The sequence below is a fragment of the Ewingella americana ATCC 33852 genome, from assembly GCF_000735345.1.
GTDB classification, from domain to species: Bacteria; Pseudomonadota; Gammaproteobacteria; order Enterobacterales; family Enterobacteriaceae; genus Ewingella; species Ewingella americana.
The window spans coordinates 23,698-47,734 of record NZ_JMPJ01000038.1; the positions used below are offsets into that span (position 1 = coordinate 23,698).

A 24,037-nucleotide genomic window follows, 5' to 3' on the forward strand; every position below is an offset into this window, starting at 1 on the left:
CAATAAAAAAGCCCTGAATATTCAGGGCTTTGTTTTTTGTGTTTAAGGTTAACGTGTGAAGGTTGTCCCTTTTAAGTCTGCAATTAGAAGTCGTAACCCACGGTTGCCACCACGGTACGCTCCTGACCCCAGTAGCAGTAGCTGGTGCCGTAACAGGCTGCGACATATTTCTTGTCGAACAGGTTGTTAGCATTCAGCTGCACGTACGCGCCTTTCAGCTGCGGGTTGAACTGCGCCAGATTCATACGTACTGACGCATCAACCAGCGTGGCAGACGGCATGTGCAGGGTGTTTTCGTTATCGGCCCACTGGGTGCCGATGTAACGCACGCCCGCGCCCAGATCAACACCAACCGGCGTGTTGTACTGGCCCCAGATGGAAGCCATCTGTTTTGGCGTCACGTACGGGGTGTTGCCGTCGTTGGTGGTGGAGTCGTCAAAGCGCACTTTGTTGTAGGTGTAGCCCGCCATCACGTTAAAGCGATCGGTAACTTGCTTCTTCGCTTCCAGCTCAAGACCTTGAGAACGGATTTTACCCGCAGGCTCATAGTAGCTGCCCACCACCACGCGGTTGCCCACGTCGTCCTGCGTCAGGTCATAAATCGCCGCGGTATACATGTCGGAAGTGCCGACCGGCTGGTACTTGATACCGGCTTCATACTGCTCGCTTTGCATCGGTTTCAGCAGGGTGTTGTTTGGCCCCGGCAGAGCAGAAGGGGTCATCGCCTGGCTGTAGCTGACATAAGGAGAGATGCCGTTTTCAAACGCGTACAGCAGGGAAGCGCGGCTATTGAAGTGGCTATCAGTACGCTCGGTGGTCACGTCGGTCAGGCCGATGGTGTCCACGGCGGCAGTTTTGGTTTTCAGGCGGTCATAACGGCCGGACAGGGTCAGATGCCACTGGTTCCACGCCATATCATCCTGAATGTAAGTGCCATTCTGCTCATAACGGTTTTTGCCGGTTTTGTCGCTATAGAACGCCAGATTTGGACCACCGGTGTAGCCGGTGTACGGGTTCAACTGGCTGGCCGTCGCGCCTTGAGATTTCAGGTCATTCATAAAGTAGGAGTAGTCGAAACCAACCACCACTTTATGCTCCAGCTCGCCGGTCGCAAAGTCCGCTTCCAACTGGTTATCTACTGCCACGCTGTCCAGAGAGGAAGTTTCGCCACTGTAGTAGCGGTTCATCAAGGTGCGATCGGCATTCCAGCCAGCCTGATAGACCTGATCCAACTCGGTGTTGGAGTGGGTGTAGCTGGTGTTTTGGCGGAATGACCAGACGTCGTTAAACGCGTGGCGGAATTCGTAGCTATAAATCTGCTCCCAGCGTTTGAACTGGTTCAGCGAAGACTCGCCGTCGAAGAAGCCACGGCTCAGGCGATCGCCGTACAGGCTGCCGTCGGCAGGGACTGCGGCGTGATAACCGCCGGACGGGTCTTTTTGCAGATAAGCGCGCAGTAACAGGGAGGTGTTTTCATCCGGCTGCCACATCAGCTGTGGAGAGATGGCATAACGCTCTTCGCGCTGGTGGTCGTACTGGGTGTCGCTGCTGCGGGTCATGCCGGTCAGGCGGAAAGCCCACTGGTCATTGATGGCGTTGGTGTAATCGAACGCGCCGCCTTTAGTGTTTTGCGTGCCGCCTGACAGACGGAAGTGGCCTTCTTCAGTGAACTGCGGGCGCTTGGAGGTTTCCATCACGATGCCGCCCGGAATGCTCTGGCCGTAGAGGGCAGAAGAGGGGCCTTTCAGCACGTCGATACGCTCGAGGAACCATGGGTCAACCTGAATGGAGTTGTAGCTGCCGCCATCGCTCAGAATACGCAGGCCATCAAGGAAGGTGTTGTTGACGTCACCGCCGTGGAAACCGCGCAGAGAAATGGTGTCGTAACGGGTTGCGCCACCGGCGAAGTTGGTGAACACGCCCGGCGTATAGTTCAGCGCGGCGTTAACGGTGGTGGCGTTCTGGTCGTCCATCTGCTGACGAGTCACTACTGACACAGCCTGACCGGTGGTGATGATCGGCTGATCGGTTTTGGTTGCTGTACGACTGGTTTTCGCGTTGTAACCCTGAGTCGGGGTATCGGCAGTTTGTGGCGGAGCTGCGGTCACGACAACGGTGTCTTCAGCGAACGAGGCAGCAGGTAGCGTCAGCGCTACGGCGCACAATAGCACCGAGCGTTTTAGAGGGAAGGCCAACAACATATTCAAAGTCCCTATAGATATCGAGATGAAATATCGAGTTATAAAAAGTGTGTGTGTAAAAAAAGCCCATGACGGCGTCATCTGAGCTTAAAAGCCGGGCATTCGCGGGGGGTTATTGCCACAACAAAAACACCCGCTGAAAGTGGGTGTTTATTCATAACTTACGTGAATGCTAAACTTAATGATAATTGTTATCATTATTGTTTTTCAATTTCAAGGGAACTTTTAATAAAAATTTAAAATGAGGTTGTTTTTTATCCTCATATTTATCATGGAATTGGCCGCTTTTTGCTCTATTACGGCTTAACTCAACATTGCTTGTTAACAAAGTGTTAAGTAAATTTTTGGCAATGATTCAACATGTGCGGAGAAGCTAATGAGTGAAAAATGGCAGCAGGTTGACAGCTATATCGTGGATAAACTGGTGGGCAGTGACGACACGCTGGACGCGATTTTGCAAAATAATGCGCGAGCCGGATTGCCCGCCCACGACGTGGCACCTAATCAGGGGAAACTTCTGGCGCTGTTTGCCCAAATGGTCGGAGCAAAACGCATTCTGGAGATCGGCACCTTGGGCGCATACAGCACGGTGTGGCTGGCCCGCGCCTTGCCGGAGGGCGGGGAGGTGGTGACGCTGGAGGCCGACCAGCACCATGCACAGGTGGCGCGGCAAAATATAGAACTGGCGGGTTTGCAGTCGCGTATCAAGCTGCACCAAGGCCCGGCGCTGGACACTTTACCTGCGCTAATTGATTCAGGCCCGTTCGATATGATTTTCATCGACGCCGACAAACCGAATAATCCTCATTACCTGCAATGGGCGCTCAAGCTCTCACGGCCCGGTACATTGATCATCGGTGACAACGTGGTGCGCGACGGCGAAGTGGTCAATCCCGCCAGCGACGACGATCGCGTGCAGGGCGTGAGAAGCTTCTTCGACCTGATTGCCGAAGAGCCGCGCCTGAGTGCCACCGCGCTGCAAACCGTCGGCAGTAAAGGCTGGGATGGCTTCTTGCTGGCCCGCGTTTTGTAATAAATGAAGTAATTACTCAAATATCCCTAAACCTTTGCCCTAAATTTCCGATAAGAATTCCGCAATAGGTCGTTCTATTTTAATTTTTAGGGTTAATAAGGGATTTTTGATGAAAAAAGTATTACTTACCGCTGCTTTTGCCGTGCTGCTGTCTGGTTGTGCTCAACAGACTTTCAACTTGGGTCAGGGCGTGGCGACTAAGCCGAAAGAAGTGACCACGCATCACTTCTTCGTCAGCGGTATTGGTCAGCACAAAATGGTTGATGCAGCGAAAGTCTGTGGCGGCGCAGATAAAGTTTCTCGCGTAGAAGTTCAGGAAACCTTCCCTAACGTTCTGCTGAGCATCGTGACCTTTGGTATCTACACCCCGCGTGAAGCGCGCGTTTACTGCGCATAATAGGATATTTATCCTTGCTTAACGGGCGCCGAGTGCGCCCGTTTTCACATCTAAAGTCAGGCTGCACAAGGCTTGGCGGCCATAATTCTAAAAACAACATGACTCATTCATCCCCCCTAATCTGAAAAGCCGGAACTTCACATTTTCACCAGCGTCTTAATCGTCAGTTTCACTTGGATGAAACTGTTAATAGAACGCTTAAAAGGGCAAGTCGCCCTCTGGCAAAAATGTGGGAATTTTTAAGGGATTAATGATGAAAAAAGTATTACTGACCGTGGCTTTTGCTGCTCTGCTGTCTGGTTGTGCTCAACAGACGTTCAATATGGATCAAGGCGTGGCGACTCAACCTAAAGCAGTGACCACACATCACTTCTTCGTCAACGGTATTGGGCAGCACAAAATGGTTGATGCAGCGAAAGTGTGCGGCGGCGCGGATAAAGTTTCTCGCGTGGAAGTGCAGGAAACCTTCGTGAACGGGCTGTTGAGTCTGGTGACTTTCGGCATCTACTCTCCGCGTGAAGCGCGCGTCTACTGCGCGCAATAGGTCTGGCTGTGTGTTAAACGGGTGCTTAGTGCGCCCGTTTCTTATTTTATGAAAGTTGCATGTGCAACAGGGGGAAAGGATTGCCCTGACCATCATGGCTGGAGCGGGAAACCACGCTAAAGCCTTGTTTCTGATAGAAAGCCAGCGCCTGCGGGTTCTGCTCATTGACGTCCAGCTTAGTGGCGTTCATCTGCTCGACGGCGTACTGCAACAGGGCTTTACCAATCCCTTTGCCGTGGGCTTCAGGTGCCACAAACAGCATTTCCACATTGCCCTCCGATACCCCGACAAACCCCTGAATCACTGAGTCTGCGTCTTTAAACACCCGCAGCTTCACGGCTTGCAAATAGTTATGGCGTATTTGCGGGCGCATCGCGGCGATATCCGCCTCTTGCAGAAAATCATGCGTGGCCCTGACCGAGCTTTCCCAGACCTCAATAATTCGGTCAAACTCTGCTTCATGCGTTTCAACGATGCCATTCATTGCTGTTGTCCTTATTATCAGCGCGTTAGGCCGATAATAAGTGGATTGTCAGCCCAACGCCAGCCCGAGCACCGCGCCTACCGCCAGCACCCACAGCGGGTGAAAACGCTTGCTTACCGCCATCAGCGTGCAGATAGCAATCACCGCCGCCATGCTCAGATTAGGCGCCGTGGCCTTGGCTATCAACAAGCCGCTAGAAACCACCAAGCCGACGGTCACCGGCACCAGCCCGCGCTGAACGATTTGCCGCCATGGTCGGTCTTTGTAGCGTTTCCAGCCGCCCATCACGATAAGTGTAATGATGGAAGAGGGGCCAAATTTCGCCAGAGACGACACCAGCAGTCCCGCCCAGCCCGCCACCTGCCAGCCGACCAGCGGTACTATCATCATGTTCGGGCCGGGAGCCGCCTGCGCCAAGGCGAACAGGGCGCTGAACTCCTGAGCACTCATCCAATGATGCACTTGCACCACTTCGCGCTGCATCTCCGGCAAAATGGTATTGCCGCCGCCGAAGGCCAAAACCGAAAGCTGGGTAAAGAGTAAAGCCAGAGAAATCAGTACCGCGCTCATGCTTTGCTCCTCGCACAGATGAAAATACTGATCGGGGCCAGCACCAGCATCACGGGCAGCATCGGGATACGGAATCCGGCAATGGCGATAACACCAACGGCCACCACGACCAACTGCAACCATTTACCCCACAGCGGAGCCAGCATCTTGACGCCGGTGGAGAGCAACAGGCCACCCGCCGCGGCCGCCAGCCCGGCAAACAGATGCTCGATCAGCACATCGTTTTGATAGCGGGCATACACCAGCCCGAGTAGCACCACGCAGATAGTGGGCGCCAGTATTAGCCCCATTAAAGCCGACAGTGCGCCGCGCAGCCCGCGAAACTCCATCCCCAGCGCGACTGACAAATTAATAATGTTGCCGCCGGGCAGGAACTGGCACAGCCCTAACAGCTCGGTGAACTGCGCGGCGCTCAGCCAACGGCGCTTTTCGACCAGCATGTGTCTCGCCATCGGCAGCACGCCGCCAAATCCGGTCAGGCCGAGAATAAAAAAGCCCATAAACAGTTGCCGACAGTCGGGTGTGTGCAGCTCGGCTTCATGGTGAGAACGGGTCTCTAAAGAGTGTTGAGTCATGATGGTAATTCCCTGAAAAGCGTGCTTTACGCTCTGGTTTTTTTGCCATAATGCGCGGCGGCGTGCCATGATGTCTAATGCATTTAATGACCACAAAGGATACCTAAAAGGTATGTCAAAGCTGGATCTGCGAAAACTCCGCGCGTTTGTTACCGTGGTCGAAGAAGGCAGTATTTCCCGCGCCGCCGAGCGTCTGTTTATTCAGCAGCCGCCGTTAAGTCGCTTATTGCAGGGGCTGGAGCAGGATTTTGGCGTGCCGCTGCTGGTTCGCCAGCCGCGCGGTGTGGTGGCGACTGACGCCGGAAGCGTGCTGCTGCAAGAGGCGCGGGCGCTGCTTTCTCGCGCCGATCAGCTGGAGGCGGCGATGCAGCGCGCGGCGCAGGGCAAGCAGGGGAGCATCACTGTCGGCTTCACCAGCTCTTCCGCGCTGCACTCCTTTGTGCCGGAAGTGCTGCGCCGCTATCGCGAAATTTATCCCACTGTGAGCACTCAACTGGAAGAGGCGGGAAGCACCGAACTATTGCAGGGCGTGCTGGCGCAGCGCATTGACCTCGCGTTTGTCAGGATGCCGGTTCACGGCATGCCGGAATTGAAGGTGGAACGCGTGTTGCAGGAGCCAATGCTGGTGGCGCTTCCGGCGAGGCATCGGCTGGCAACGCTGCCGCGCGACGAGCCGATTTCCCTCAAAATTCTGGCGAATGAGCCTTTTGTCCTTTACCGACGCCCGGCGGGACAGGGGCTGTACGACGCCATTCTGGCGGCCTGTTTCCGCGCCGGGTTCAGCCCGCAGATAGTGCAAGAAGCGCCGCGTTTGACTTCATGCCTAAGCTTGGTGGGCGCGGGGCTTGGCGTGTCTATCGTGCCGCAGTCAATTACTCGGCTGGGCGGAGAAGGGATGGTGTTTCTGCCGCTGGTGGCGCAGGCGCAGCTCAGCGCGCCACTCTATTTGGCTCGCCGCGAAGACAGCGACGCCTCGGCGATTATCAATACATTCTGTGAGTTACTGCGCACTCAGCTGATTGATAATTAAAGATGTTCTTCGGAGATGTGGCGCACCGTGGCTTCCAGCGTGCTGGAGTCGGATTCAATGGCGCTCAATAGGGAGTCGAGTAAACCGGGGAAGCGTGCGTCGAGGTCTTCGCGACGCAGAGATAACAAGTTGGCGCGGCCGTCCGGGCGCTGCCAGATAACGCCGCTGTCGCGCAACACCCGCCAGTGGTGGGTTAAGGTCGATTTCGACAAGCCCTGCAACAGGGTTCCGCAAGGGTGTTCGCCGCCTTTGGCCAGCGTGCGTACTACGGCTAAACGCAGCGGATTGCCCAGTGCTGTCAGCACGTTTTCTAAGCGAATCTGCTCGCGCTCGGGGTGGTTCGCTATCATTGGACTGATCCTCTTGGTTTCACGCCGACGTGCGTGGGACGCGCAATATAGCTCATACAGCTACACTGTTTAAAGCACACATCACGACGATTTCACTAATAGAATAAATTTATTGTACGAATATACTCGTACAGTTGTATTATACCGCTCGTTAAATGAAATGACGAAAAACTGCACAACGCAGGCCGTCAACTTTGCCATCCATCACGTAAGGACGTTATATGGCTCGCCAAACCCCCATTGAGCGCTACCGCAATATCGGTATCTCAGCACACATCGACGCCGGTAAAACCACCACCACCGAGCGCATCCTGTTTTACACCGGCATGAACCATAAGCTGGGTGAAGTGCATGATGGCGGTGCGACGACGGACTGGATGGCGCAAGAACAAGAACGCGGGATCACCATCACTTCGGCGGCGGTGACCTGTTTCTGGCAGGGTATGGACCACTCGTTTGATGCCCACCGCATCAATATTATCGACACCCCGGGGCACGTCGATTTCACCATCGAAGTTGAGCGCTCAATGCGCGTGCTCGACGGCGCGGTGATGGTCTATGACTCGGTCGGCGGCGTACAGCCGCAGTCGGAAACCGTGTGGCGTCAGGCCAACAAGTACAAAGTGCCGCGTCTGGCTTTCGTCAACAAAATGGACCGTCCGGGGGCTAACTTCTTCCGCGTTCGCCAGATGATGGTTGACCGACTGAAAGCTAATCCGGTGCCGATTGTTATCCCGATTGGTAGCGAAGAGAACTTCGTCGGCGTGGTCGATTTACGCAAAATGCGCGCCATCCTGTGGGATGACGAGACGCAGGGCATGACCTTCCGCTACGAGCCGATCCCTGCGGATTTGCAGGCGTTGGCCGAAGAGTGGCGCGAAAAAATGGTCTCTGCGGCGGCCGAGGCCAATGATGCGTTGATGGATAAGTACCTTGAAGAAGGTGACCTGTCCGAAGACGAAATCACCCAAGGTCTGCGTATTCGCACGATTGCCGGTGAGATTCAGCCGATGCTGTGCGGCAGCGCCTTTAAGAACAAAGGCGTGCAGCGCATGCTCGACGCGGTGGTCGAACTGATGCCTTCTCCGCTGGATATCCCGCCAGTTGCGGGCACCGACGAGAAAGATCAGGAAGTGTTCCGTCATTCTGACGACAACGAGAAGTTCTCGGCACTGGCGTTCAAACTGATGACCGACCCCTATGTGGGGCAATTGACCTTCGTGCGCGTCTATTCAGGCGTGTTGAAGAAGGGCGATAGCGTCTACAACCCGGTGCGCGGCAAGAAAGAGCGAATCGGCCGTATTGTGCAGATGCATGCTAACGATCGTATTGAGATTGATGAGATCCGCGCGGGCGATATTGCGGCCTGCGTGGGTCTGAAAGACGTGACCACTGGGGAGACCCTGTGTGACCCGTCTGACATCATCACTCTGGTACGCATGGAGTTCCCTGAGCCGGTGATTTCACAGGCTATCGAGCCAAAAACCAAGGCCGATCAGGAGAAAATGGGCATTGCGCTGTCACGATTGGCGTCGGAGGACCCGTCGTTCCGTATTCGTACTGACGAAGAGTCCGGGCAGACGATCATCTCTGGCATGGGCGAGTTGCATCTGGAGATCATCGTTGACCGTATGAAGCGCGAGTTTGGCGTCGAAGCCAATATCGGTAAGCCTCAGGTGACTTATCGTGAAACCGTGCGCAAAACGGTAACCGACGTTGACGGCAAATTTGTGCGCCAGTCCGGCGGTAAAGGCCAGTACGGCCACGTGGTGTTCACCCTCGAACCGCAGGAAGCGGGCAAAGGTTTTGCCTTTGTTGATGCCACCAAAGGCGGGGTGGTGCCACGTGAGTTTATTCCGGCAGTTGAAAAAGGGGTGGTTGAAGCGCTGAACAACGGCATTTTGGCCGGATATCCGGTGGTGGATGTCAAGGTGACATTGACCTTCGGTTCATCTCACGAGGTGGATTCCTCGGAAATGGCTTTCAAAATGGCGGCTATCTTTGGTTTCAAAGAGGCGGCGCGTCAGGCCAGCCCGGTTATCCTCGAGCCGATGATGCGCGTTGAAGTGGAAACGCCGGAAGACTACGCCGGTGGCGTGATGGGCGATTTATCTTCCCGTCGCGGTACGGTGCAGGGTATGGAAGAGATCGCCGGCGGTGGCGGCAAGATCATCAAAGCCGAAGTGCCGCTCTCCGAGATGTTTGGTTACTCGACCTCGCTGCGATCTATGTCGCAGGGCCGTGCAACCTACACCATGGAGTTCAGCCATTACGCCGAGGCACCGCGCAACGTCGCAGAAAGCATCATCGCCGCGCGTGGCTAATCAGTAAAAATGGAGTACAACGAAACGGCCTGAAAGGGCCGTTTTTTTTGGCAGTTGGGCAAGGGACTTAGTTCACGGTGAAATAAGGAGGTTAAGATGTATTGGCATGAGCATCTGAAGTGTGTGAAAATCATACACATCTTTGATGAATACAAGGAGTGTGTAATGTCAGTTATTTCGCCCAAGGCCAAGCGAAGAACCAACGTCACGTTAAACGCTGAGCTGCTGGAGCAAGCCAAAGCGTTAGGCATTAATTTATCCGCGACTTTTGACATAGCGTTAAAAGAAGCCGTCAGGGAACAGCAGAGGAAACAGTTCATGGAAGAAAATCAGCAAGCCATCGATTCATGCAATGCCTTCACCGAAGAGGCCGGGTTATTTTCACAAGGAAGGGGCGTGTTGTAATGGCGCAATTCGATATTTATGAAAATCTTGGCGCGGGAAAGAGCAAGTATCCCTTCTTTATGGATATCCAAAACCCCCTGTTTGAGCGGCTCAATGAGCGCGTGGTGATCCCCTTAACCTCAATTGACAACCTTAAAGCTATCAAGCAATTACATCCTTCCATCGAGGTTTCGGGCCAGCATTATCTGGTTATGACCAATCTATTGACCAGCATTAGTATGCAGGAGTTACGGCATCAGCCGGTGATCAATGCGGGTAGTGTGAGAGATGAAGTGGTGGCTGCGATGGATCTGCTGGTGTTGGGGATTTAGTCGCCACGGCGCGAAGGTATTTCCCTCCCCGAGTCAAGGGAGGGAAAAGCGCGGCGCAGCTTATTTCAAGCTTTCACTCAGGAAGGTTGTCGCTTCGCTGATGGCTCCACGGGTCGCTGGCGTTTGTGACAGCGCGTTAAGCAGCACGAAGTCGTGAATGGTCCCGACATAGCGAGTGGCGGTAACCCGCACGCCAGCTTGAGTCAGTTTGCGAGCATAAGCTTCGCCTTCGTCACGCAGCACGTCGTTTTCGTCGGTGATCACCATCGCCTGCGGCAAGCCTTTCAGCTGTTCAATCGTGGCATTCAGCGGCGAATGGTAGATATCTTCGCGTTTAGCAACATTCGGTTCGTATTGGTCCCAGAACCACTTCATACCATCGCGGGTTAACCACGGCCCCTGAGCAAATTCGCGGTATGAGCCATTGTCAAAGTTGGCAGAGGTCACCGGGTAGAACAGCAGTTGGGCTTTAATGGCTGGCGTCTTGCGCTCTTTAGCCAGCAGGGTTACCACCGCGGCCATGTTGCCACCGACGCTATCACCGGCGACAGCCAACCGTGATGCATCCACGTTGAACTCATCGGCGTGGTCGGCGATGTATTTGGTCACGGCATAATCCTCTTCAATCGCCACCGGATAGTGGTTTTCCGGAGAGCGGCTGTAATCCACGAACACCAGCGTTGCCTTACTGCCCACCGCCAGTTCGCGAACCAGACGATCGTGAGTATTTTTATCGCCCATCACCCAGCCTGCGCCGTGGAAATACACAATCACCGGCAGTTTCTGGTTAAAGCCCTGAGGGCGAATAACGCGGATATTGGTTTTTCCTTTCGGGCCAATCGGCAGCACTTTGTCTTCAATATCTACATTCAGCAGGTGGTCAGGCTTGGCTTGAGCGCCTTCAAGTACCTTGCGGGCGTTGGCGGGTGTCATTTTATAAATCGGCGTTGAACCGGCCAGTGAGTCGAGAAAAGCCTGAGTGGTTGGCTCAAGCACCGGCGCGGCGAAGGCGCTGGCAGATAACATGGATAACGCTAAGGTGCTGGCTGCAGTGATTTTACGTTTCATTATTTTCTCTCGCTTATGTTGTAAACAGGATGTTGTGGTGACGGGATGTTTTATATCGTGCAATTAAATAGCGCACAAGTTAATTGTTATGTTTTAAATAGCGCGATAAGCAAATTATGGATAAAAGTGATAGTTAAGGTCCTATAAATCAATGGCATAACATTTTGTGCTTTTTTTGTAGCAACAATAGTGGTCTGCCGTGGGGGAAAGGTTAGAAGAGTGTGGTGAAGAGATGGGCTATTTAACTGAAAATTAATAAAAATTCGGCGTGCCGTCAGCCAAAGGTAATGTCCTGTAAAGAGCAAAACCAACTTAGCAGAAGACGTGCTAAGCTCCTGCAACATTTTGAAACATCACGCTCAGGATAGATCGGCAATGGACGTGTTTTTGGCTTATCTCATTGAAAACCCGTCGCGGGTTTTGGTTTCTTTAGCTTCCATTGGCTTGGTGATCTTCGCCGCGCTGTTACGCGGCGCTCAGGCCGTTTTCGCCAGCTTATTGGCGATTTTTGGCTCCTTTTTGGCGATGTTGCTCTAGATTTTGCTTTTGAAGGCTAACTGAACTGCCATCGGTGATGCCTTACTCTAGAAGAGAGCGTCTGGTCGCAGGGGGTTGCGACCAGACGAGGGGAGACGGCACCGGCGGTGAGTCAGTTTTTAGCTTTGCTGGCCGTCATTGGCGATAAGCCACAGGCGAATGGCTTGGTCGAGCTCTAGAATATCGGCACACAGCTGGCGGAAGTCGGTATTCAGCGCCTCAGCGTCCGGATTACCAAAGGTTTGATCCTCCATCATGCTAGCCATCTCCTCAATCTGCTCGGCCCCAACTATCTGCGCCGCGCCGCTGATCTTGTGCAATGCCTCGGCGAAAGTCTGCCACTCCTCATTCTCCAGCGCGGCGGTCGCTGCTGCCACGTCGCGGCGGTTTTCATCCCGCGTCTGCTCCAGCATCTGGCGGAGCAGGGCGTCATCTCTCATCGCCAGCGCCCGTAAACTTGGCAGGTCAATCAGGGTTTCCAGTGGCGGCGGCGTGGAGATCACCGACGCCAACTGGTGCAGCGCCGCGTTGAGCTGCTTCATGCGCAGCGGCTTGAAGAAGCACTCGTTCATGCCGACGTCGAGACTGGCTTTGCGCTCGGCGGCTTGGGCGTTGGCCGTCAGCCCCCAAATCACCGCCGGTTGACCGTTTTGGCGAATGGCCCGCGTGAGCGCCAGCCCGTCCATTACCGGCATATGGCAATCGGTTATCACCAGATCCACGTGATGCTCCTGCCACAGGCGCAGCGCCTGCTCGCCATTCACCGCCTCGATCACCCGATGCCCCAGCGACGTCAACTGACGGCGCAACAGCAGGCGGTTGGTCGGGTGGTCATCGGCAATCAGAATATCCAGCGAGCGCGGCGTGATGCGCAGGCCATCCTCGGTCACCACCGGCGAATGCAGGGCCTGACGGGCAGGGAGGTCGAAGGTGAGGATCACCCGCGTACCTTGACCCGGCTGGCTGTCGAACCGGCAGATGCCGCTCATCAACTGGATTAACTCGGCGCTGATCACCAAGCCAAGCCCGGTGCCGGTCTGCTTTTTGCCCGCGTCGAGCTGCTTAAACGGCACAAACAGCTTCTGCTGATCATCATCGCTGATGCCAATCCCTGTGTCGTGAACCACCACCTGCATTTGCAGGCGGTCTTCTGCACTCAGCGAGCCGGACAGCTCAATGCCCACCGTGCCTCGGGTGGTGAATTTCAGTGCGTTGCTCAGGTAGTTGTACAGCACCTGTTTCAGGCGCTGCGGGTCTAGCCAGACTTCCAGATCTTGGGTCAGGCTGTTGTCCCAGCTGAGTTTCAGCCCTTTCTGCTGGGCCAAGCCTTCAAAGATATGGACCACCGAGGAGCAGGTTTGCACTGGCGACACCCACTGCGGCGACAACTCAAGGTTGCCGGACTCAATCTTCGCCAGATCCAGCACGTCGCCCACTAACTCAATCAGCGACTGGGCTGAGGTGTAGGCCAGTTGCAGAGCCTCGCCGTCCGGCGTGTCGGCGTGGCGGCTGTTCTCCGCCAGTTCGAGCAGGCCGATAATCGCGCTGACCGGGGTACGAATTTCATGGCTCATGGTGGCGAGGAAGGTGCTTTTCGCTTTATTGGCCTGCTGGGCATTATCTTTTTCGGCGGATACCTCAACCAGCAGGTTTTCGTAATCGGTAATGTCCTGCCAGCCGCAGATAAGCCCGTCAATCGCCCCTTTATGGTCGTTTAACACCGTGGTCCAGTGGGCGACGATGCGATCTTCCTCGCCATTAAACAGCGTGGCGCGCTGATGGTATTCGTGACCTTGCTCTTCGTGTTGACGCTGGAACAGTAACGGCTTGAGCGCGGGCAGTAGCGGCGACAGCGGGTGGCGCTGGTCAAACAGCGGCAGCGCCATATGTTCGGGTGCTACTTGCGCAAAAAACTGGTCATAGGCGTGGTTGTGACTTATCACCTCACCATGGCGGTTGACCACGTAAATGGGCGTCGGCGAGCCGTTCAGCAGGGTGTCGCGGAAGTTAAGTTGGAGCAGCAGCGCGGCCTGCGCCTTTTGCTTCACTTTCATCGCCCGGCGCAGCCAGAAGGCCCAAATCAGGGTACTGGCGACCAATATGCCCGCCAGCCCGAACATCAAATAATATTGGGTGCTGTAGAGCTTCCAGGTTTCCAGCGGCACTTCCGGGCTGCCTTGCCACTTGTTGAAGATTTTGGCGTAGGCGCGCGGCGGAATGTCGGCCAGCGTCTTGTTGAGAATGCTTTCTAGCTCGCGCTGGTCTTTGCGCACGCCGAAGCTGACGGTCGCCGTCTGGTCGCCCACGCGGGCGGCGATTTTTAGCCGACCGGAAAAGTAGCGATCAATCATAAAGCTGGCGCCGGTTTGGATATGAATCGCGGCGTCGGCACGTTTTTCTTCCACCAGTTTCATGGCGAGAGTGGCATTGGCCACGGGGATCCACACCACTTCCGGGTACAGCTCGGCATATTTTTGTTGGATCTGATTACCTTCGACCACCGCCACGCGCATCTTGCCGCCAAGCTCGGTTGGTGCTTTGTCGTCATTGCGCACCACCAGAACAAAAGGCGCGAACAGGAACGGGCGGGTAAAGGTCATCTTGTCTTCGCGCTGCGTACTCTGGCTCAGGGCGGCAATCATATCGCCTTTATGGTTGACCAAATCGTCGGCCATATTGCTGACATCGCCCTCGGGGATCATTTCGAAATGAATGCCGGTGCGCAGGGAAATCAAGTGCAGCAGGTCCATGCTGATGCCGTGGAAGCTGCCATTAGCGTCGCGCAGGCTGACCGGCGCATAGAACGGATTGGCAATCACCTTAATGACCGGATTTTCTTTGATCCACTGCTGCTCGTGGGGCGTCATTTTCACCGGTTGGTGCAGGAAGAAGAAGTCCGGGCCAAGGAACCATGAGTTGATGATGGCGTCCTGTTGCAGCGGGGTGACGGCGGCCAGCACGCTGTTCACCGCGCGCAATAGCGCGGCGTTGTCTTTGCGCATCACAAAGCGCGCCCCGGCGTCGAGAGCGGGGGAGACGGAGACCACCGACAGGCTGTTACTGTAGTTGCGGTCGATAAAGAAACTGACGTTGGCCATGTTGCCGAGCAGGTAGTCGTAATGGCGATAGGCCAGCGCGGAAATGGCACTTTGGCTGGAGGGGAAGCGAGTGATCAGCGCGTCGGGATAGAGTTTTTTGATTTGAGCATCAGACAGATAATCTTTGGCGACCACTAGACTGAAAGGCTTCCCCGGCGCGGGCTTGTCCATGCCGTTGACCTCTTTGGTCACCAGCGCGGGATGATTAGGCAAATAGGAGACGCTGGCGGCAAAGCGCTTTAGGTCGATATCCGGCGAGCCGTGGTCGTCAATCATCATATCCACCTGACCCGACTCGACCGCCATCAGCGCCTCGGCGCGGCTGTTAAAGCGCACTGGGCGAGGCTGTACGCCGAGCTGGCGACTGACGATTTGCAAGTAATCGGCGGAGATACCTTCAAAGGTGGCCGGAGCCACCACGATATCCATCGGCTGGTTTTGCGGCTCCCAGGTGGCGACCGTCAGCTCTTTCTTGATGCCTAGCCAACGCCAGTCGGCGTCGGAGAGCTGGAACTTCAATTCAGGCTGTGGTTGGCGGCTATAAATCATCAGTTGCTGGGGAGGCGCGGCGGCCAGCACCGACATGGATAACGTCAGCAGTAAAACAAAAAGCACTTTTAGCATTACTTTGGGCCTGTCACTGGGTCATGAAATCTGATTACGTCTGACAAAGTCGAGTAACTCCGTCCGTGTTTTCAGCCCCAGCTTGTCCATTAACCGGCTTTTATAGGTGCTGATGGTTTTATTGCTAATTTTCATTCTAGTGGCAATGGTGATCACTTCCATACCCTGCGCTAAATATTGCAGAACCTGAAATTCGCGCGCAGAAAGGGTTTTAATTCGCTCGGCATCGCTGGTGGTTTCTTCTAATAATGCTGTGCTGTGGCTCTTTAGCGGGAAATATCCGTAACCATTGCGCACGGCTTCGATGGCAATATTTAAATCTGACAGATTATTTTTCTTACTGATAAAGCCATTGGCACCACTTTTCGCGCTGCGCAGGGCGTAGTAATCGGCATTTTTGCCGCTCATCACTATGGCTGGCGTGTGGTTGCGCTGGGTTCTTAAGTTTTCGATAACTTCCAGCCCGTCCATATTATTTATATCAATATCAATAATTAACATGTCCGGCTCTAACTCAGTCATCAACCCAAACACTTCCTGCCCATCGGCGGTTTCGGCTACCACTTCGTGACCATTATTTTCCAGCAAAAAGCGTATTGCGGTCCGTGCCAGTGGATGGTCATCAACGATAAGAAATCGACTCATTATTATTCCAACGTAAGGTAGATACTGGCGCATTCTCTAAGAATAAGAGTAGATGGCTGTAAGATTATTCGTATCTTAAATAGCCACCCCGTCTATAACAAGGTGAATTCGCCTTTGTAGTCCAGTTCTTACATAGGGTGATGATTTGACTGATGCTACCGGCAGGGAAAGGAATAAAAAACGGGATTCTGCTAGCAGAATCCCGTGGATTTTATTTAATAAGACGTCTATTCAGATTATTTGACGCAAATGTAATGTTCACCTTCGCCATCTTCGATATTGCCGAGAGAACTGCCGTTGCCATAAAGGTCTGCGCGACGGGTATCCCAGTTATCTGCCAGACGGTACCAGTCATTGTTGTATTCACCGGAAACACTCTTGCTGCGGAAGTCGCCGCCGTTGTTAACAAAGGTCGCGACATCGGACTCAACGAACAGGCGACCCCCGCCATTAGTTGAACAGAAACCGGCTGCGGTCGACTTGTCAGAGGTTGGGTGCGCTACGTTCATTGTCCAGTAGAAGGTGCCGCCGACGGACATCACCGTGGTGATAGTAACATCGGTGGTTTTGCTGTCGTGTGCCGTGGTTGCAGTGACCGTAGCGGTACCGTTACGTTTCTCGGTGTACTGAATGGCCTGCAACGTGGTGGTTGCCACACCTTGGCTGTTCGTTTTACTCGACGCGTTACTGACTGAGCTCAGGGTAGTGCCCCAGTTAACCTCTTGATCTGCTACCACGTTGCCATTGGCATCTTTCAGCACCAGAGTAACCAGCGTGGACTGACTGCCTGTACCCACAATGGCGGGCAAGTCAGAGGTTAAGGATTCAATTTTTGCCGTAGCAACGTCCGCAATTAAGGTCACTGGCGTGGCGTTAACCACTTTGCCGTTGACCGTTGCCGATACCTGCGCCGTGCCAGTTTTGGTGCCGGTTAAAGTGACCGTGGAAGCGCCATTAGCATCTGATTTCCCACTGGTGGCAGAAAGGGTTCCCGCGTCAGTCGTCCAAGTAACATCGGCGTCTGGTACCGGGTTACCGTTGGCATCTTTGACAATTGCCGTGAAGGTCGCTTTATCCGTGCCATTCGCCGTGATGGTGGTTGGTGTCACGCTGAGATCGCCGCTGCCGATGACCGCAGAGGAAGGATCGGCCGTGAAGGTCACTTTATCAGCGTTGATTGCCGCTCCGCCATTCACCGCCGCCGTTACCTGTGCTTCGCCCGCCACTTTGCCTTTCAGCGTAATGGTGGCGACACCTTGGCTATTGGTGGCGCTGGTCGCTGCTGATAATTCACCCAGATTTGTTTTCCACTCAACATTTAGGTTTGGCACCACGTTGCCATTGGCATCTTTCACCGTGGCGGTGTAGGTCGCCATCTCGGTATCGTTGGCAAGCAGGGTAGTTTTGTCGACTTTCAGACCATCGCTGCCGATAGCCGCACTGCCCGTATCAGCATTGAACTGCACCATTGGCGCATTGATAGAGCCTGATTTGCCCGCCTGAGCCGTAACCTGCGCGCTGCCTTCGCTGGTGCTGTTCAGCGTGACAGTTGCTACGCCGTCAGCATTGGTGTTGCTGGTACTGCCAGATAGCGTGCCGAGATTAGTACCCCAATTAACGGTGAAGTTCGGCACGCCATTACCATTAGCGTCTTTCACTACCGCGCTATAAGTCGCTTTATCAGCATTGTTGGCGATCAGCATCTGCTTATCGACGGTAACGCCATCTTTTTGCATATCCGCTGTCGCGCTATCTGGCATGAAGTGGATGACCACGGTTGCCGAGTTGCCGTTTGCCAGCTTGGCCGTCACGGTCACTTCTTCCGCCGTTTTATCAATCACGCCAATTTTTGCCTGCCCCTGATTGTCGGTGGTGACGTTCAGTGATGAACCTGGTGCTACCGTGGCTGCGCCGGACAGGCTGAAGTTCACGCCCATGTTGCTCAGTGGGTTGCCGACCGCATCGGTGATGGTGACACCAACTTGGTTCTCTGTCTTATTGTCCGCCACGCTATTGTCAACCACGGCCAGCAGGGCGCCAGCATCAATGTGGCCTGACGCGTCATCGGCGTTTTGCTCAATGGTTATCCCAGGCAGGGCGACATCGTTAAAGCGCGGAGTGATGAGAACGCTGCCTGCGCGGTTGCTCGCGGTGAGGGTTGCCTGATAGATGCCCGGAGACACTTCTTCAAACGCGCTCAATTTCGCCGGTATTGGAGCTTCTGCACTATTAATCCCCATGGATTTACCTGCAAAAGCCGTCTCATCAAGGCTGGCTGACAGGGATTTGGTCATGCCGCCAACCGGGTTAGACGCATCATCGAACAGTTCAACTTTCAGCGTAGAGGTGCTTTTGCCATCGGCAAGAAGGGTGGTTGGGGTTGCGCTGACTTTGGTGGTATTGGCGCTAACATCGCCGACTTCAACCTGAATTTGCGCCGTGGCGCTGCCGCTGTTGCCGTTCACGTCATAAGCGACGCCTGCGAAGTGGTAAAGGTTGTCGCGGCCAGCCTGATATGCCGGTAATACCACGTTCAGGCGGTCATTGCCGACCTGAGTGATAGTCCCACCAGCTGCAACCAGAGTTGTTGCATCCCAGTCGATGCGTTGCAGCGGGCTTTTGGTTTTCACGCTGAAGATGATAGGCAGGGTGTCATGGCCTTTACCTGAAGATTTTTCAGGCAGAACCAGCGTCACGGTATCCTGCTTGCGATAGTCCAGCACGATGCTGTTATTACGTTCAACCAAGTCGTATCGGGTGCCGTTGAGGGTACGCGATGCGCCGACCAAGTTAGGATCGATCTGTTTATTCCAAGGCTCGCCCAGACGGTAGTTAAGCTCAAGGGATAGCTGAGAATCGCTGTTGCCATCTTTGCCTGCGCGGTGTTGTGCACCCACGGTGACTAATGGTACCGGCGTGTAGTTAATGCCGCCGGTAAAGGCCCAAGGATTTTGCTGGCGATTATCTTTGCCAAACAGCGCCACCTCATTCCCCTGATATTTCTCGAACATCACTTTGGCACCGAGCTGCGGGAAAGCCGGTAACCAGCCTTCAGCACGCAGGTCATAACCATTTGCAGGGCGCTCGTCGTAGTCGGAGAAATCACGGGACTGATGCCAGTCTGTCAGGCGCAGATAGCTGTTGGCGGAGAGTTTCAGGTAATCACGCCAAGCTTCAACGCCGACACCCATACGTCGGTTTTTGCCACTGAAGTCATTATCAAGGAAGGTGTTCAGGCCGAGCATCCAGTCGCCAGCAAAGTAGCGCGCGCCCACACCGAGGTTACCGGTGTTGCGAGAGTCTTTATGGCGGAAGCCCAGTTGGGTGAAGAGCAGCAGTTCCTCACGCTCATACAGTGGCACCAGCAGGTCAGCCTCACTGCCGTTAGCTCTAAACTTCTCATCAACGTTAAGCTGCACCCGCGCGGTACCGAACTGGCTAAGCCACTGTTCAACCGAGTTGTTCAGTGCGCCAGTTGCCGCAGAGCGCGCCATACCTGACACGGCATTGGTAGAATTATCTTGCGACAAGGCAGAGCCAATGTCCGCCAGCGTGTCCGCAGAGTCAGCGAAGGGTTGCTGCGATTGCTGGTCGGCCGATTGATACCATTTGAGTGCCGAAGCTTCTGGCGTTTGCGCGGCTTTGACCAGAGGAGAATAGGCCAGACTTAGCGGTAAAGCGGCCTGAGTAACAATCGTCAGCCAACCAATAATGGCGGTTGGACGCTTGATTACTGGCACAGGTGGAATTTTCATAATCAATACTCTTATAAAACTCATGAAAATTAAAAGAGGAAAGAATTCATTCAGTCTCGAAGTCCGTTTCTTTTAATTTCACACAGTGAAATAGCAGGAATTAACGTGTGAAGTGTCAGGTTAAATAGGGGCTAATTAGCTCTTTTTCTGACTGAAGCGTATTGAACGATTTTTCGATTACCGGCTCAATCAGGGGGCTGAGTATCTTCTGTAGGAGAATTCTTGTTGAGATGTAGTCGTGATGTAATGGAGGGGTTAAATTTATGGGGAGTATTTAACTTATTGTTATTTATGAGTTTGGTTGTCAGGTTGATTTTTGGAGAAAAAAGGGTTTTATTTTAAAAAAAAGGTAGGTTTTTATTTATGTCGAGAGATAGAGCATTCGCCATGTAAAAACGGGATTCTGAACTGACGTTGAAATTCGGTACCGGGTTGCCAATGGTATCTTTACCAGCGCGGTGGAGGGCGGCCTGAGTGAAAATGGTCAGCCAACCGACAATAGCCGTCTGGCGTTTCATTCTAGGTGTTGATGGCGCATTCATAATCATCACTCATATTGAATTAGAGGATTAAAAAGAATAAGCGGTCACTCAACGGACAGGCTGGGTCCTTTTAACCTTAAAGTAAAAAAATGACCAAATAAAAAATCTGCGGAATGACATTTGTCGATATTTCATCAAGATTTTTCTTATTAAACATTTTATAAACAAAAGGAAGAATCAGCCAATTCGTCAGGCGGCGTAGGCGCTGGACTACGGGGTGTGTAGTCAGAATGAAATAGAAAATAGGAGTTTTTCTGTAATAACTTTTAAGATAATCTGTTTCGTTGTTAGTACGTTTATATTAGCCATTCCCATCACGGACTCATGTCGAATGAGTGCCGTAGTCTTGTCATCCATTTCCTACAGCTCATGATGATTTCGCTGATTATTATCCCTCGCAATAACTCGTTTAATGGTTCCATGCTGACCGATTAATACCTCATCCCCAGATGCTCGGTCGGCGGTCTGCGCAACCCGATAGAGGGTTAACCGCGCTTTATTTGGCAACGCTTTCTGTTCCACACCAGGGAATATTTGCCACGATACTGTGGCATTTTTTTTATCAGGAGAATAGATATGCTTAATATCGCAATGATGGACGCCGATACCTATATTAAATATGGCCTTTCTGTTTACTTTAATTCCAAAGGGATTAACGTGATGGCCGCATCCAATATCAGTGATCTGACTGTTAATCTTCGAAGCAATGAAATCGACGTGGTGGTTATGGAGTTATTCAGCCGCGATGATGATGTGTTCGAATGCATTGAATTTGTCCGTTCATTCTCATCTAAATGGCCGCGTAGCAAATTGGTGATTTACACCCAAGTTGCTAATGAAGACGCCGTGAAATTATTAATTTCCGTCACCGGCCAGAAAGAGATCGTTTATAAAACCGACAGTATGCACGAACTGGCTTCCTGCGTATTCTCACCATGGAAAGACAGCCTGACCTGCTTTGACATGGCACATTAATATGGCGATACCCTCAAACAGATTTGCCAAATTAACGGCGCGGGAATGGTGTGTTATGCGCATGTTGGCCGACGGCATTGTGCCGATGCAAATCGCCGATAATCTGTCGATCAGTGTCAAAACTGTCAGTCAGCACGTCAATAATATCGAAAAAAAACTTGGCGTTGAAAACCGTCTGTATCTACAAAAGATGTTGATAAATATAAAAAAAGAGGCCAATGCATATTCAAGGTCTGCTGATGCTATTCTTTTTTGCAAGCGAACGGCGGGGAAGCGCCACTCTTAATTGGCTAGAGGCAAAGTACCTACTATCTTATGAGCGCGGCACTCGCCGCGCTCTCTCAGTCCAGCTTATTTATCCAGCGTTTGAATGATGTTGTAAGTCGCATTGACCCGGTCATCGTTCGGGAACCATTTGTTTGCCAGCATCACGACGGCAATTTTACGCGACGGGATAAACACCGCGTAAGTGGAGAACCCGCCGGTGGAGCCGGTTTTGTTATACCAGTTCTCCGGCGTGCCCGGTTTTGGCGGCGTGATGGCGGTGGTTGGCATGCCGTCCAGAATCATTCCCGCCGCGTTGCCGGTCACCAGTTGTTTAAGTTCAGGCGGATAGGCGTAGTTTTCCCACATCATATCTTGGGTGAACACGCCAGCTTTGAAGTAACCGGTGTGGGTGTCGTTAATGGCTTTCTGCCACGTGTCGTCGATTTTCTTCACTTGCATGTTGGCATCAAGGTAGCGAATCAAATCCAGCGAGTTGGATTTCAAGCCGTAAGATTCGGCATCCAGCGGGCCGGGATTCACGCGAACCGGTTTATCGTCTTTATTATAACCTTGCGCATAGTCATGCATCTGATCTTCAGGCACGTTGACATAGGTACGGGTCATGCCCACCGCGGGCAGCAGCTGTTTTTCCATTGCGTCGCTGAATTTAATATCCAGACTCTGCGCGGTGATCATCCCCAGCATGCCGATACCCAAGTTGGAATAGACCCGGTAAGTGCCAATAGGGTGTTTTGGCTGCCAGTTTTTGTAATAGGTCATCAACTGGGTGTTATTGGTCACGTCGTCCGGCACGAACAGCGGCAGGCCCGAGGTGTGAGTCGCCAGATTGAGCAAGCTGACATGGTCGAAGGCCGAACCCTTCAGCGACGGCAGGTATTTACTGGCGGGATCTTTAAAGTCTATTTTGCCCTGATTGCTGGCATAGGCCGCCAGCGTAGCGGTGAAGGTTTTGCTCAGCGAGCCAATTTCGAACAGCGTGGTGTTGGTTATTGGGGCTTTGGTCTGTTTCGATGCCACGCCATAGTTGTAGAATGTGTGCTTGCCGTTTTCAGAGACGGCTATGGTCATGCCCGGCACATGGTATTTCTGCATTAAGGGCTGGATTATTTTATCGATCTCGGCTTTGTCGGTGGCTGCGTGTACTGATGCGCTTAATAGCGTCAGAGGGAACAGAGCCAGAACTAACATCTGGTTTTTTTTCATAGTGAATTCTCGGGTATTGAAAAAGTAAAAGGATTTAGACGAATCGTTTGATGCCGCGAATAAGTTTTAACCATTCGCCATCTTCTCACAAGCGACAAGAATTTCAGGGAGCCTAAAGGAAAACTTATGTCACACGCCTTACGCAACAGACTGCCATTAAACGCTTTACGGGCCTTCGAGTCTTCAGCCCGCCATTTAAGTTTCACCCGTGCCGGGTTGGAACTCTGTGTTACTCAGGCCGCCATCAGCCAGCAGGTCAGAACCCTCGAAGAGCAGCTGGGCATTGTGCTATTTCGACGCCTGCCGCGCGGGCTGGATTTGACCGAAGAAGGTCAGGCGCTGTTCCCGGTTTTAAATGACGCCTTTGAGCGCATCAGCGCGGTGCTACACCAGTTTGAAGACGGTCATTTTCACGAAGTGCTCACCGTGGCGGTGGTGGGCACCTTTGCCGTCGGCTGGTTGATGCCCCGGCTGGCCTCTTTCCGCGCCGCTCATCCTTTTATTGATTTGCGCATTCTAACCAACAATAACGTGGTGAATCTGGCCTCGGACGGCATGGATTTAGCCATTCGCTTCGGCAATGGCCAGTGGCCGATGACCCAAAATCTCAAGTTGCTCGACGCGCCGCTGACCGTGCTCTGTACGCCAGACATTGGCCGCCAGTTGCAGACGCCGGAAGATCTAAAGCGCCACCCGCTGATGCGCACTTATCGCAAGGATGAGTGGGACCAGTGGCTGAGCGCCGCGCAAATCACGCCGTGGCGCATTGGCGGCCCGGTGTTTGACTCTTCGCGCCTGATGGTTGAAAGCGCCATTCAGTGCGGCGGCGCGGTGCTGGTGCCGGCCAATATGTTTAGCCGCGAAGTGCAGAGCGGTCAACTGGTCCAGCCGTTCCCAATAGAAGTGGATCTTGGCAGCTATTGGCTGACGCAGCTGAAATCGCGCGCCAAAACGCCGGCAATAAAAAGCTTTGAGAACTGGCTGATACAGCAGGTGGCGGCTGGCTAAGCCACGATTAGCCACTCACAACGTCACCCGGATCTCAGTATGCTGGGCTATCATCGCCATATCGGCGACA

22 protein-coding genes are annotated in these 24,037 nt (G+C 53.4%); 11 read left to right on the forward strand and 11 right to left on the reverse strand.

What is annotated here, in order from left to right; all coding sequences use genetic code 11:
- Positions 1-83: 83 nt before the first annotated feature.
- Positions 84-2,201: a TonB-dependent siderophore receptor gene (locus GEAM_RS06205; protein ID WP_034789572.1), complete on the reverse strand. Its 2,118-nt coding sequence runs from the start codon at positions 2,199-2,201 to the stop codon at positions 84-86.
- 376 nt (positions 2,202-2,577) lie between these two features.
- Here GEAM_RS06205 and GEAM_RS06210 point away from each other — a divergent pair, with 376 nt between their 5' ends.
- From GEAM_RS06210 to GEAM_RS06220, 3 genes are all read left to right on the forward strand, one after another.
- Positions 2,578-3,234 (forward strand): O-methyltransferase, encoded by a 657-nt coding sequence (locus GEAM_RS06210; protein WP_034789575.1) that lies wholly within the window; start codon positions 2,578-2,580, stop codon positions 3,232-3,234.
- Positions 3,235-3,343: 109 nt separating this feature from the next.
- Positions 3,344-3,631 carry a Bor family protein gene (locus GEAM_RS06215; protein ID WP_034789579.1) on the forward strand — a complete coding sequence of 96 codons (288 nt, stop codon included), beginning with the start codon at positions 3,344-3,346 and terminating at the stop codon, positions 3,629-3,631.
- 253 nt (positions 3,632-3,884) lie between these two features.
- Positions 3,885-4,175, forward strand: a complete 291-nt coding sequence (locus GEAM_RS06220; RefSeq protein WP_034789582.1) for a Bor family protein — start codon at positions 3,885-3,887, stop codon at positions 4,173-4,175.
- A gap of 46 nt (positions 4,176-4,221) precedes the next feature.
- Here GEAM_RS06220 and GEAM_RS06225 read toward each other — a convergent pair whose 3' ends face one another.
- Genes GEAM_RS06225 through GEAM_RS06235 form a run of 3 tightly spaced genes read right to left on the reverse strand, consistent with a single transcriptional unit; the run spans position 4,222 to position 5,804 of the window.
- Complete coding sequence (locus tag GEAM_RS06225) at positions 4,222-4,659, reverse strand: GNAT family N-acetyltransferase (protein WP_034789584.1); 438 nt, start codon at positions 4,657-4,659, stop codon at positions 4,222-4,224.
- A gap of 48 nt (positions 4,660-4,707) precedes the next feature.
- Positions 4,708-5,229: a chromate transporter gene (locus GEAM_RS06230; protein WP_034789587.1), complete on the reverse strand. Its 522-nt coding sequence runs from the start codon at positions 5,227-5,229 to the stop codon at positions 4,708-4,710.
- Complete coding sequence (locus tag GEAM_RS06235; protein ID WP_051899432.1) at positions 5,226-5,804, reverse strand: chromate transporter; 579 nt, start codon at positions 5,802-5,804, stop codon at positions 5,226-5,228. The genes GEAM_RS06230 and GEAM_RS06235 overlap by 4 nt, the downstream gene beginning before the upstream one ends.
- 112 nt (positions 5,805-5,916) lie before the next feature.
- Here GEAM_RS06235 and GEAM_RS06240 point away from each other — a divergent pair, with 112 nt between their 5' ends.
- Positions 5,917-6,834 (forward strand): LysR family transcriptional regulator, encoded by a 918-nt coding sequence (locus tag GEAM_RS06240; protein ID WP_034789591.1) that lies wholly within the window; start codon positions 5,917-5,919, stop codon positions 6,832-6,834.
- Here GEAM_RS06240 and GEAM_RS06245 read toward each other — a convergent pair.
- Entirely contained in the window at positions 6,831-7,184 is a 354-nt protein-coding gene (locus tag GEAM_RS06245; RefSeq protein ID WP_034789596.1) for an ArsR/SmtB family transcription factor, read from the reverse strand. The genes GEAM_RS06240 and GEAM_RS06245 overlap by 4 nt on opposite strands.
- 221 nt (positions 7,185-7,405) lie before the next feature.
- Here GEAM_RS06245 and fusA point away from each other — a divergent pair, with 221 nt between their 5' ends.
- From fusA to GEAM_RS06260, 3 genes are all read left to right on the forward strand, one after another.
- Entirely contained in the window at positions 7,406-9,508 is a 2,103-nt protein-coding gene (gene fusA, locus GEAM_RS06250) for an elongation factor G (RefSeq protein WP_034789598.1), read from the forward strand.
- A 165-nt stretch (positions 9,509-9,673) separates the two neighbouring features.
- Positions 9,674-9,913 (forward strand): type II toxin-antitoxin system CcdA family antitoxin, encoded by a 240-nt coding sequence (locus GEAM_RS06255; protein WP_034789830.1) that lies wholly within the window; start codon positions 9,674-9,676, stop codon positions 9,911-9,913.
- Positions 9,913-10,224, forward strand: coding sequence for a CcdB family protein (locus GEAM_RS06260; protein ID WP_034789600.1), 312 nt, complete (start codon positions 9,913-9,915; stop codon positions 10,222-10,224). Before GEAM_RS06255 ends, GEAM_RS06260 begins: the two co-directional genes overlap by 1 nt.
- A gap of 60 nt (positions 10,225-10,284) precedes the next feature.
- Here the strand turns inward: GEAM_RS06260 and GEAM_RS06265 are convergent, their stop codons facing one another.
- Positions 10,285-11,292 carry an alpha/beta hydrolase gene (locus GEAM_RS06265; RefSeq protein WP_034789601.1) on the reverse strand — a complete coding sequence of 336 codons (1,008 nt, stop codon included), beginning with the start codon at positions 11,290-11,292 and terminating at the stop codon, positions 10,285-10,287.
- A 375-nt stretch (positions 11,293-11,667) separates the two neighbouring features.
- Between GEAM_RS06265 and GEAM_RS23075 the strand changes: the two genes are divergently transcribed.
- Positions 11,668-11,829 (forward strand): hypothetical protein, encoded by a 162-nt coding sequence (locus GEAM_RS23075; RefSeq protein ID WP_154148040.1) that lies wholly within the window; start codon positions 11,668-11,670, stop codon positions 11,827-11,829.
- 119 nt (positions 11,830-11,948) lie between these two features.
- On the opposite strand, the gene GEAM_RS06270 is transcribed toward GEAM_RS23075, so the two are convergent.
- The 4 genes from GEAM_RS06270 to GEAM_RS06285 all read right to left on the reverse strand — a co-directional run bounded on the left by GEAM_RS06270 (position 11,949) and on the right by GEAM_RS06285 (position 20,493).
- Positions 11,949-15,551, reverse strand: a complete 3,603-nt coding sequence (locus tag GEAM_RS06270; RefSeq protein ID WP_034789602.1) for a transporter substrate-binding domain-containing protein — start codon at positions 15,549-15,551, stop codon at positions 11,949-11,951.
- A 21-nt stretch (positions 15,552-15,572) separates the two neighbouring features.
- On the reverse strand, positions 15,573-16,196 hold the full coding sequence (locus tag GEAM_RS06275) for a response regulator (RefSeq protein ID WP_034789606.1): 624 nt from the start codon (positions 16,194-16,196) through the stop codon (positions 15,573-15,575).
- A 236-nt stretch (positions 16,197-16,432) separates the two neighbouring features.
- Entirely contained in the window at positions 16,433-19,951 is a 3,519-nt protein-coding gene (locus GEAM_RS06280; RefSeq protein ID WP_034789609.1) for an inverse autotransporter beta domain-containing protein, read from the reverse strand.
- A 338-nt stretch (positions 19,952-20,289) separates the two neighbouring features.
- Positions 20,290-20,493, reverse strand: coding sequence for a hypothetical protein (locus GEAM_RS06285; protein WP_128124528.1), 204 nt, complete (start codon positions 20,491-20,493; stop codon positions 20,290-20,292).
- A gap of 576 nt (positions 20,494-21,069) precedes the next feature.
- Here GEAM_RS06285 and GEAM_RS06290 point away from each other — a divergent pair.
- Entirely contained in the window at positions 21,070-21,468 is a 399-nt protein-coding gene (locus GEAM_RS06290; protein ID WP_034789615.1) for a response regulator transcription factor, read from the forward strand.
- A 1-nt stretch (position 21,469) separates the two neighbouring features.
- Positions 21,470-21,754 (forward strand): helix-turn-helix domain-containing protein, encoded by a 285-nt coding sequence (locus GEAM_RS06295; RefSeq protein ID WP_034789618.1) that lies wholly within the window; start codon positions 21,470-21,472, stop codon positions 21,752-21,754.
- A gap of 65 nt (positions 21,755-21,819) precedes the next feature.
- On the opposite strand, the gene ampC is transcribed toward GEAM_RS06295, so the two are convergent.
- A complete protein-coding gene (gene ampC, locus GEAM_RS06300) occupies positions 21,820-22,959 on the reverse strand; it encodes a class C beta-lactamase (protein WP_034789621.1) in 1,140 nt (379 codons plus the stop codon).
- A gap of 126 nt (positions 22,960-23,085) precedes the next feature.
- On the opposite strand from ampC, the gene GEAM_RS06305 reads away from it, so the two are divergent.
- A complete protein-coding gene (locus tag GEAM_RS06305) occupies positions 23,086-23,967 on the forward strand; it encodes a LysR family transcriptional regulator (RefSeq protein ID WP_034789626.1) in 882 nt (293 codons plus the stop codon).
- Positions 23,968-24,037: the final 70 nt, after the last annotated feature.

Bases quoted from the DNA above. Each gene is read 5' to 3' on its own strand.
- GEAM_RS06285 (WP_128124528.1), bottom strand. From the start codon at position 20,493: ATGAATGCGCCATCAACACCTAGAATGAAACGCCAGACGGCTATTGTC.
- ampC (WP_034789621.1), bottom strand. From the start codon at position 22,959: ATGAAAAAAAACCAGATGTTAGTTCTGGCTCTGTTCCCTCTGACGCTA.
- GEAM_RS06290 (WP_034789615.1), top strand. From the start codon at position 21,070: ATGCTTAATATCGCAATGATGGACGCCGATACCTATATTAAATATGGC.
- GEAM_RS06220 (WP_034789582.1), top strand. From the start codon at position 3,885: ATGAAAAAAGTATTACTGACCGTGGCTTTTGCTGCTCTGCTGTCTGGT.
- GEAM_RS23075 (WP_154148040.1), top strand. From the start codon at position 11,668: ATGGACGTGTTTTTGGCTTATCTCATTGAAAACCCGTCGCGGGTTTTG.
- GEAM_RS06225 (WP_034789584.1), bottom strand. From the start codon at position 4,659: ATGAATGGCATCGTTGAAACGCATGAAGCAGAGTTTGACCGAATTATT.
- fusA (WP_034789598.1), top strand. From the start codon at position 7,406: ATGGCTCGCCAAACCCCCATTGAGCGCTACCGCAATATCGGTATCTCA.
- GEAM_RS06210 (WP_034789575.1), top strand. From the start codon at position 2,578: ATGAGTGAAAAATGGCAGCAGGTTGACAGCTATATCGTGGATAAACTG.
- GEAM_RS06275 (WP_034789606.1), bottom strand. From the start codon at position 16,196: ATGAGTCGATTTCTTATCGTTGATGACCATCCACTGGCACGGACCGCA.
- GEAM_RS06205 (WP_034789572.1), bottom strand. From the start codon at position 2,201: ATGTTGTTGGCCTTCCCTCTAAAACGCTCGGTGCTATTGTGCGCCGTA.
- GEAM_RS06295 (WP_034789618.1), top strand. From the start codon at position 21,470: ATGGCGATACCCTCAAACAGATTTGCCAAATTAACGGCGCGGGAATGG.
- GEAM_RS06270 (WP_034789602.1), bottom strand. From the start codon at position 15,551: ATGCTAAAAGTGCTTTTTGTTTTACTGCTGACGTTATCCATGTCGGTG.
- GEAM_RS06255 (WP_034789830.1), top strand. From the start codon at position 9,674: ATGTCAGTTATTTCGCCCAAGGCCAAGCGAAGAACCAACGTCACGTTA.
- GEAM_RS06260 (WP_034789600.1), top strand. From the start codon at position 9,913: ATGGCGCAATTCGATATTTATGAAAATCTTGGCGCGGGAAAGAGCAAG.
- GEAM_RS06235 (WP_051899432.1), bottom strand. From the start codon at position 5,804: ATGACTCAACACTCTTTAGAGACCCGTTCTCACCATGAAGCCGAGCTG.
- GEAM_RS06265 (WP_034789601.1), bottom strand. From the start codon at position 11,292: ATGAAACGTAAAATCACTGCAGCCAGCACCTTAGCGTTATCCATGTTA.
- GEAM_RS06215 (WP_034789579.1), top strand. From the start codon at position 3,344: ATGAAAAAAGTATTACTTACCGCTGCTTTTGCCGTGCTGCTGTCTGGT.
- GEAM_RS06280 (WP_034789609.1), bottom strand. From the start codon at position 19,951: ATGAAAATTCCACCTGTGCCAGTAATCAAGCGTCCAACCGCCATTATT.
- GEAM_RS06240 (WP_034789591.1), top strand. From the start codon at position 5,917: ATGTCAAAGCTGGATCTGCGAAAACTCCGCGCGTTTGTTACCGTGGTC.
- GEAM_RS06230 (WP_034789587.1), bottom strand. From the start codon at position 5,229: ATGAGCGCGGTACTGATTTCTCTGGCTTTACTCTTTACCCAGCTTTCG.
- GEAM_RS06305 (WP_034789626.1), top strand. From the start codon at position 23,086: ATGTCACACGCCTTACGCAACAGACTGCCATTAAACGCTTTACGGGCC.
- GEAM_RS06245 (WP_034789596.1), bottom strand. From the start codon at position 7,184: ATGATAGCGAACCACCCCGAGCGCGAGCAGATTCGCTTAGAAAACGTG.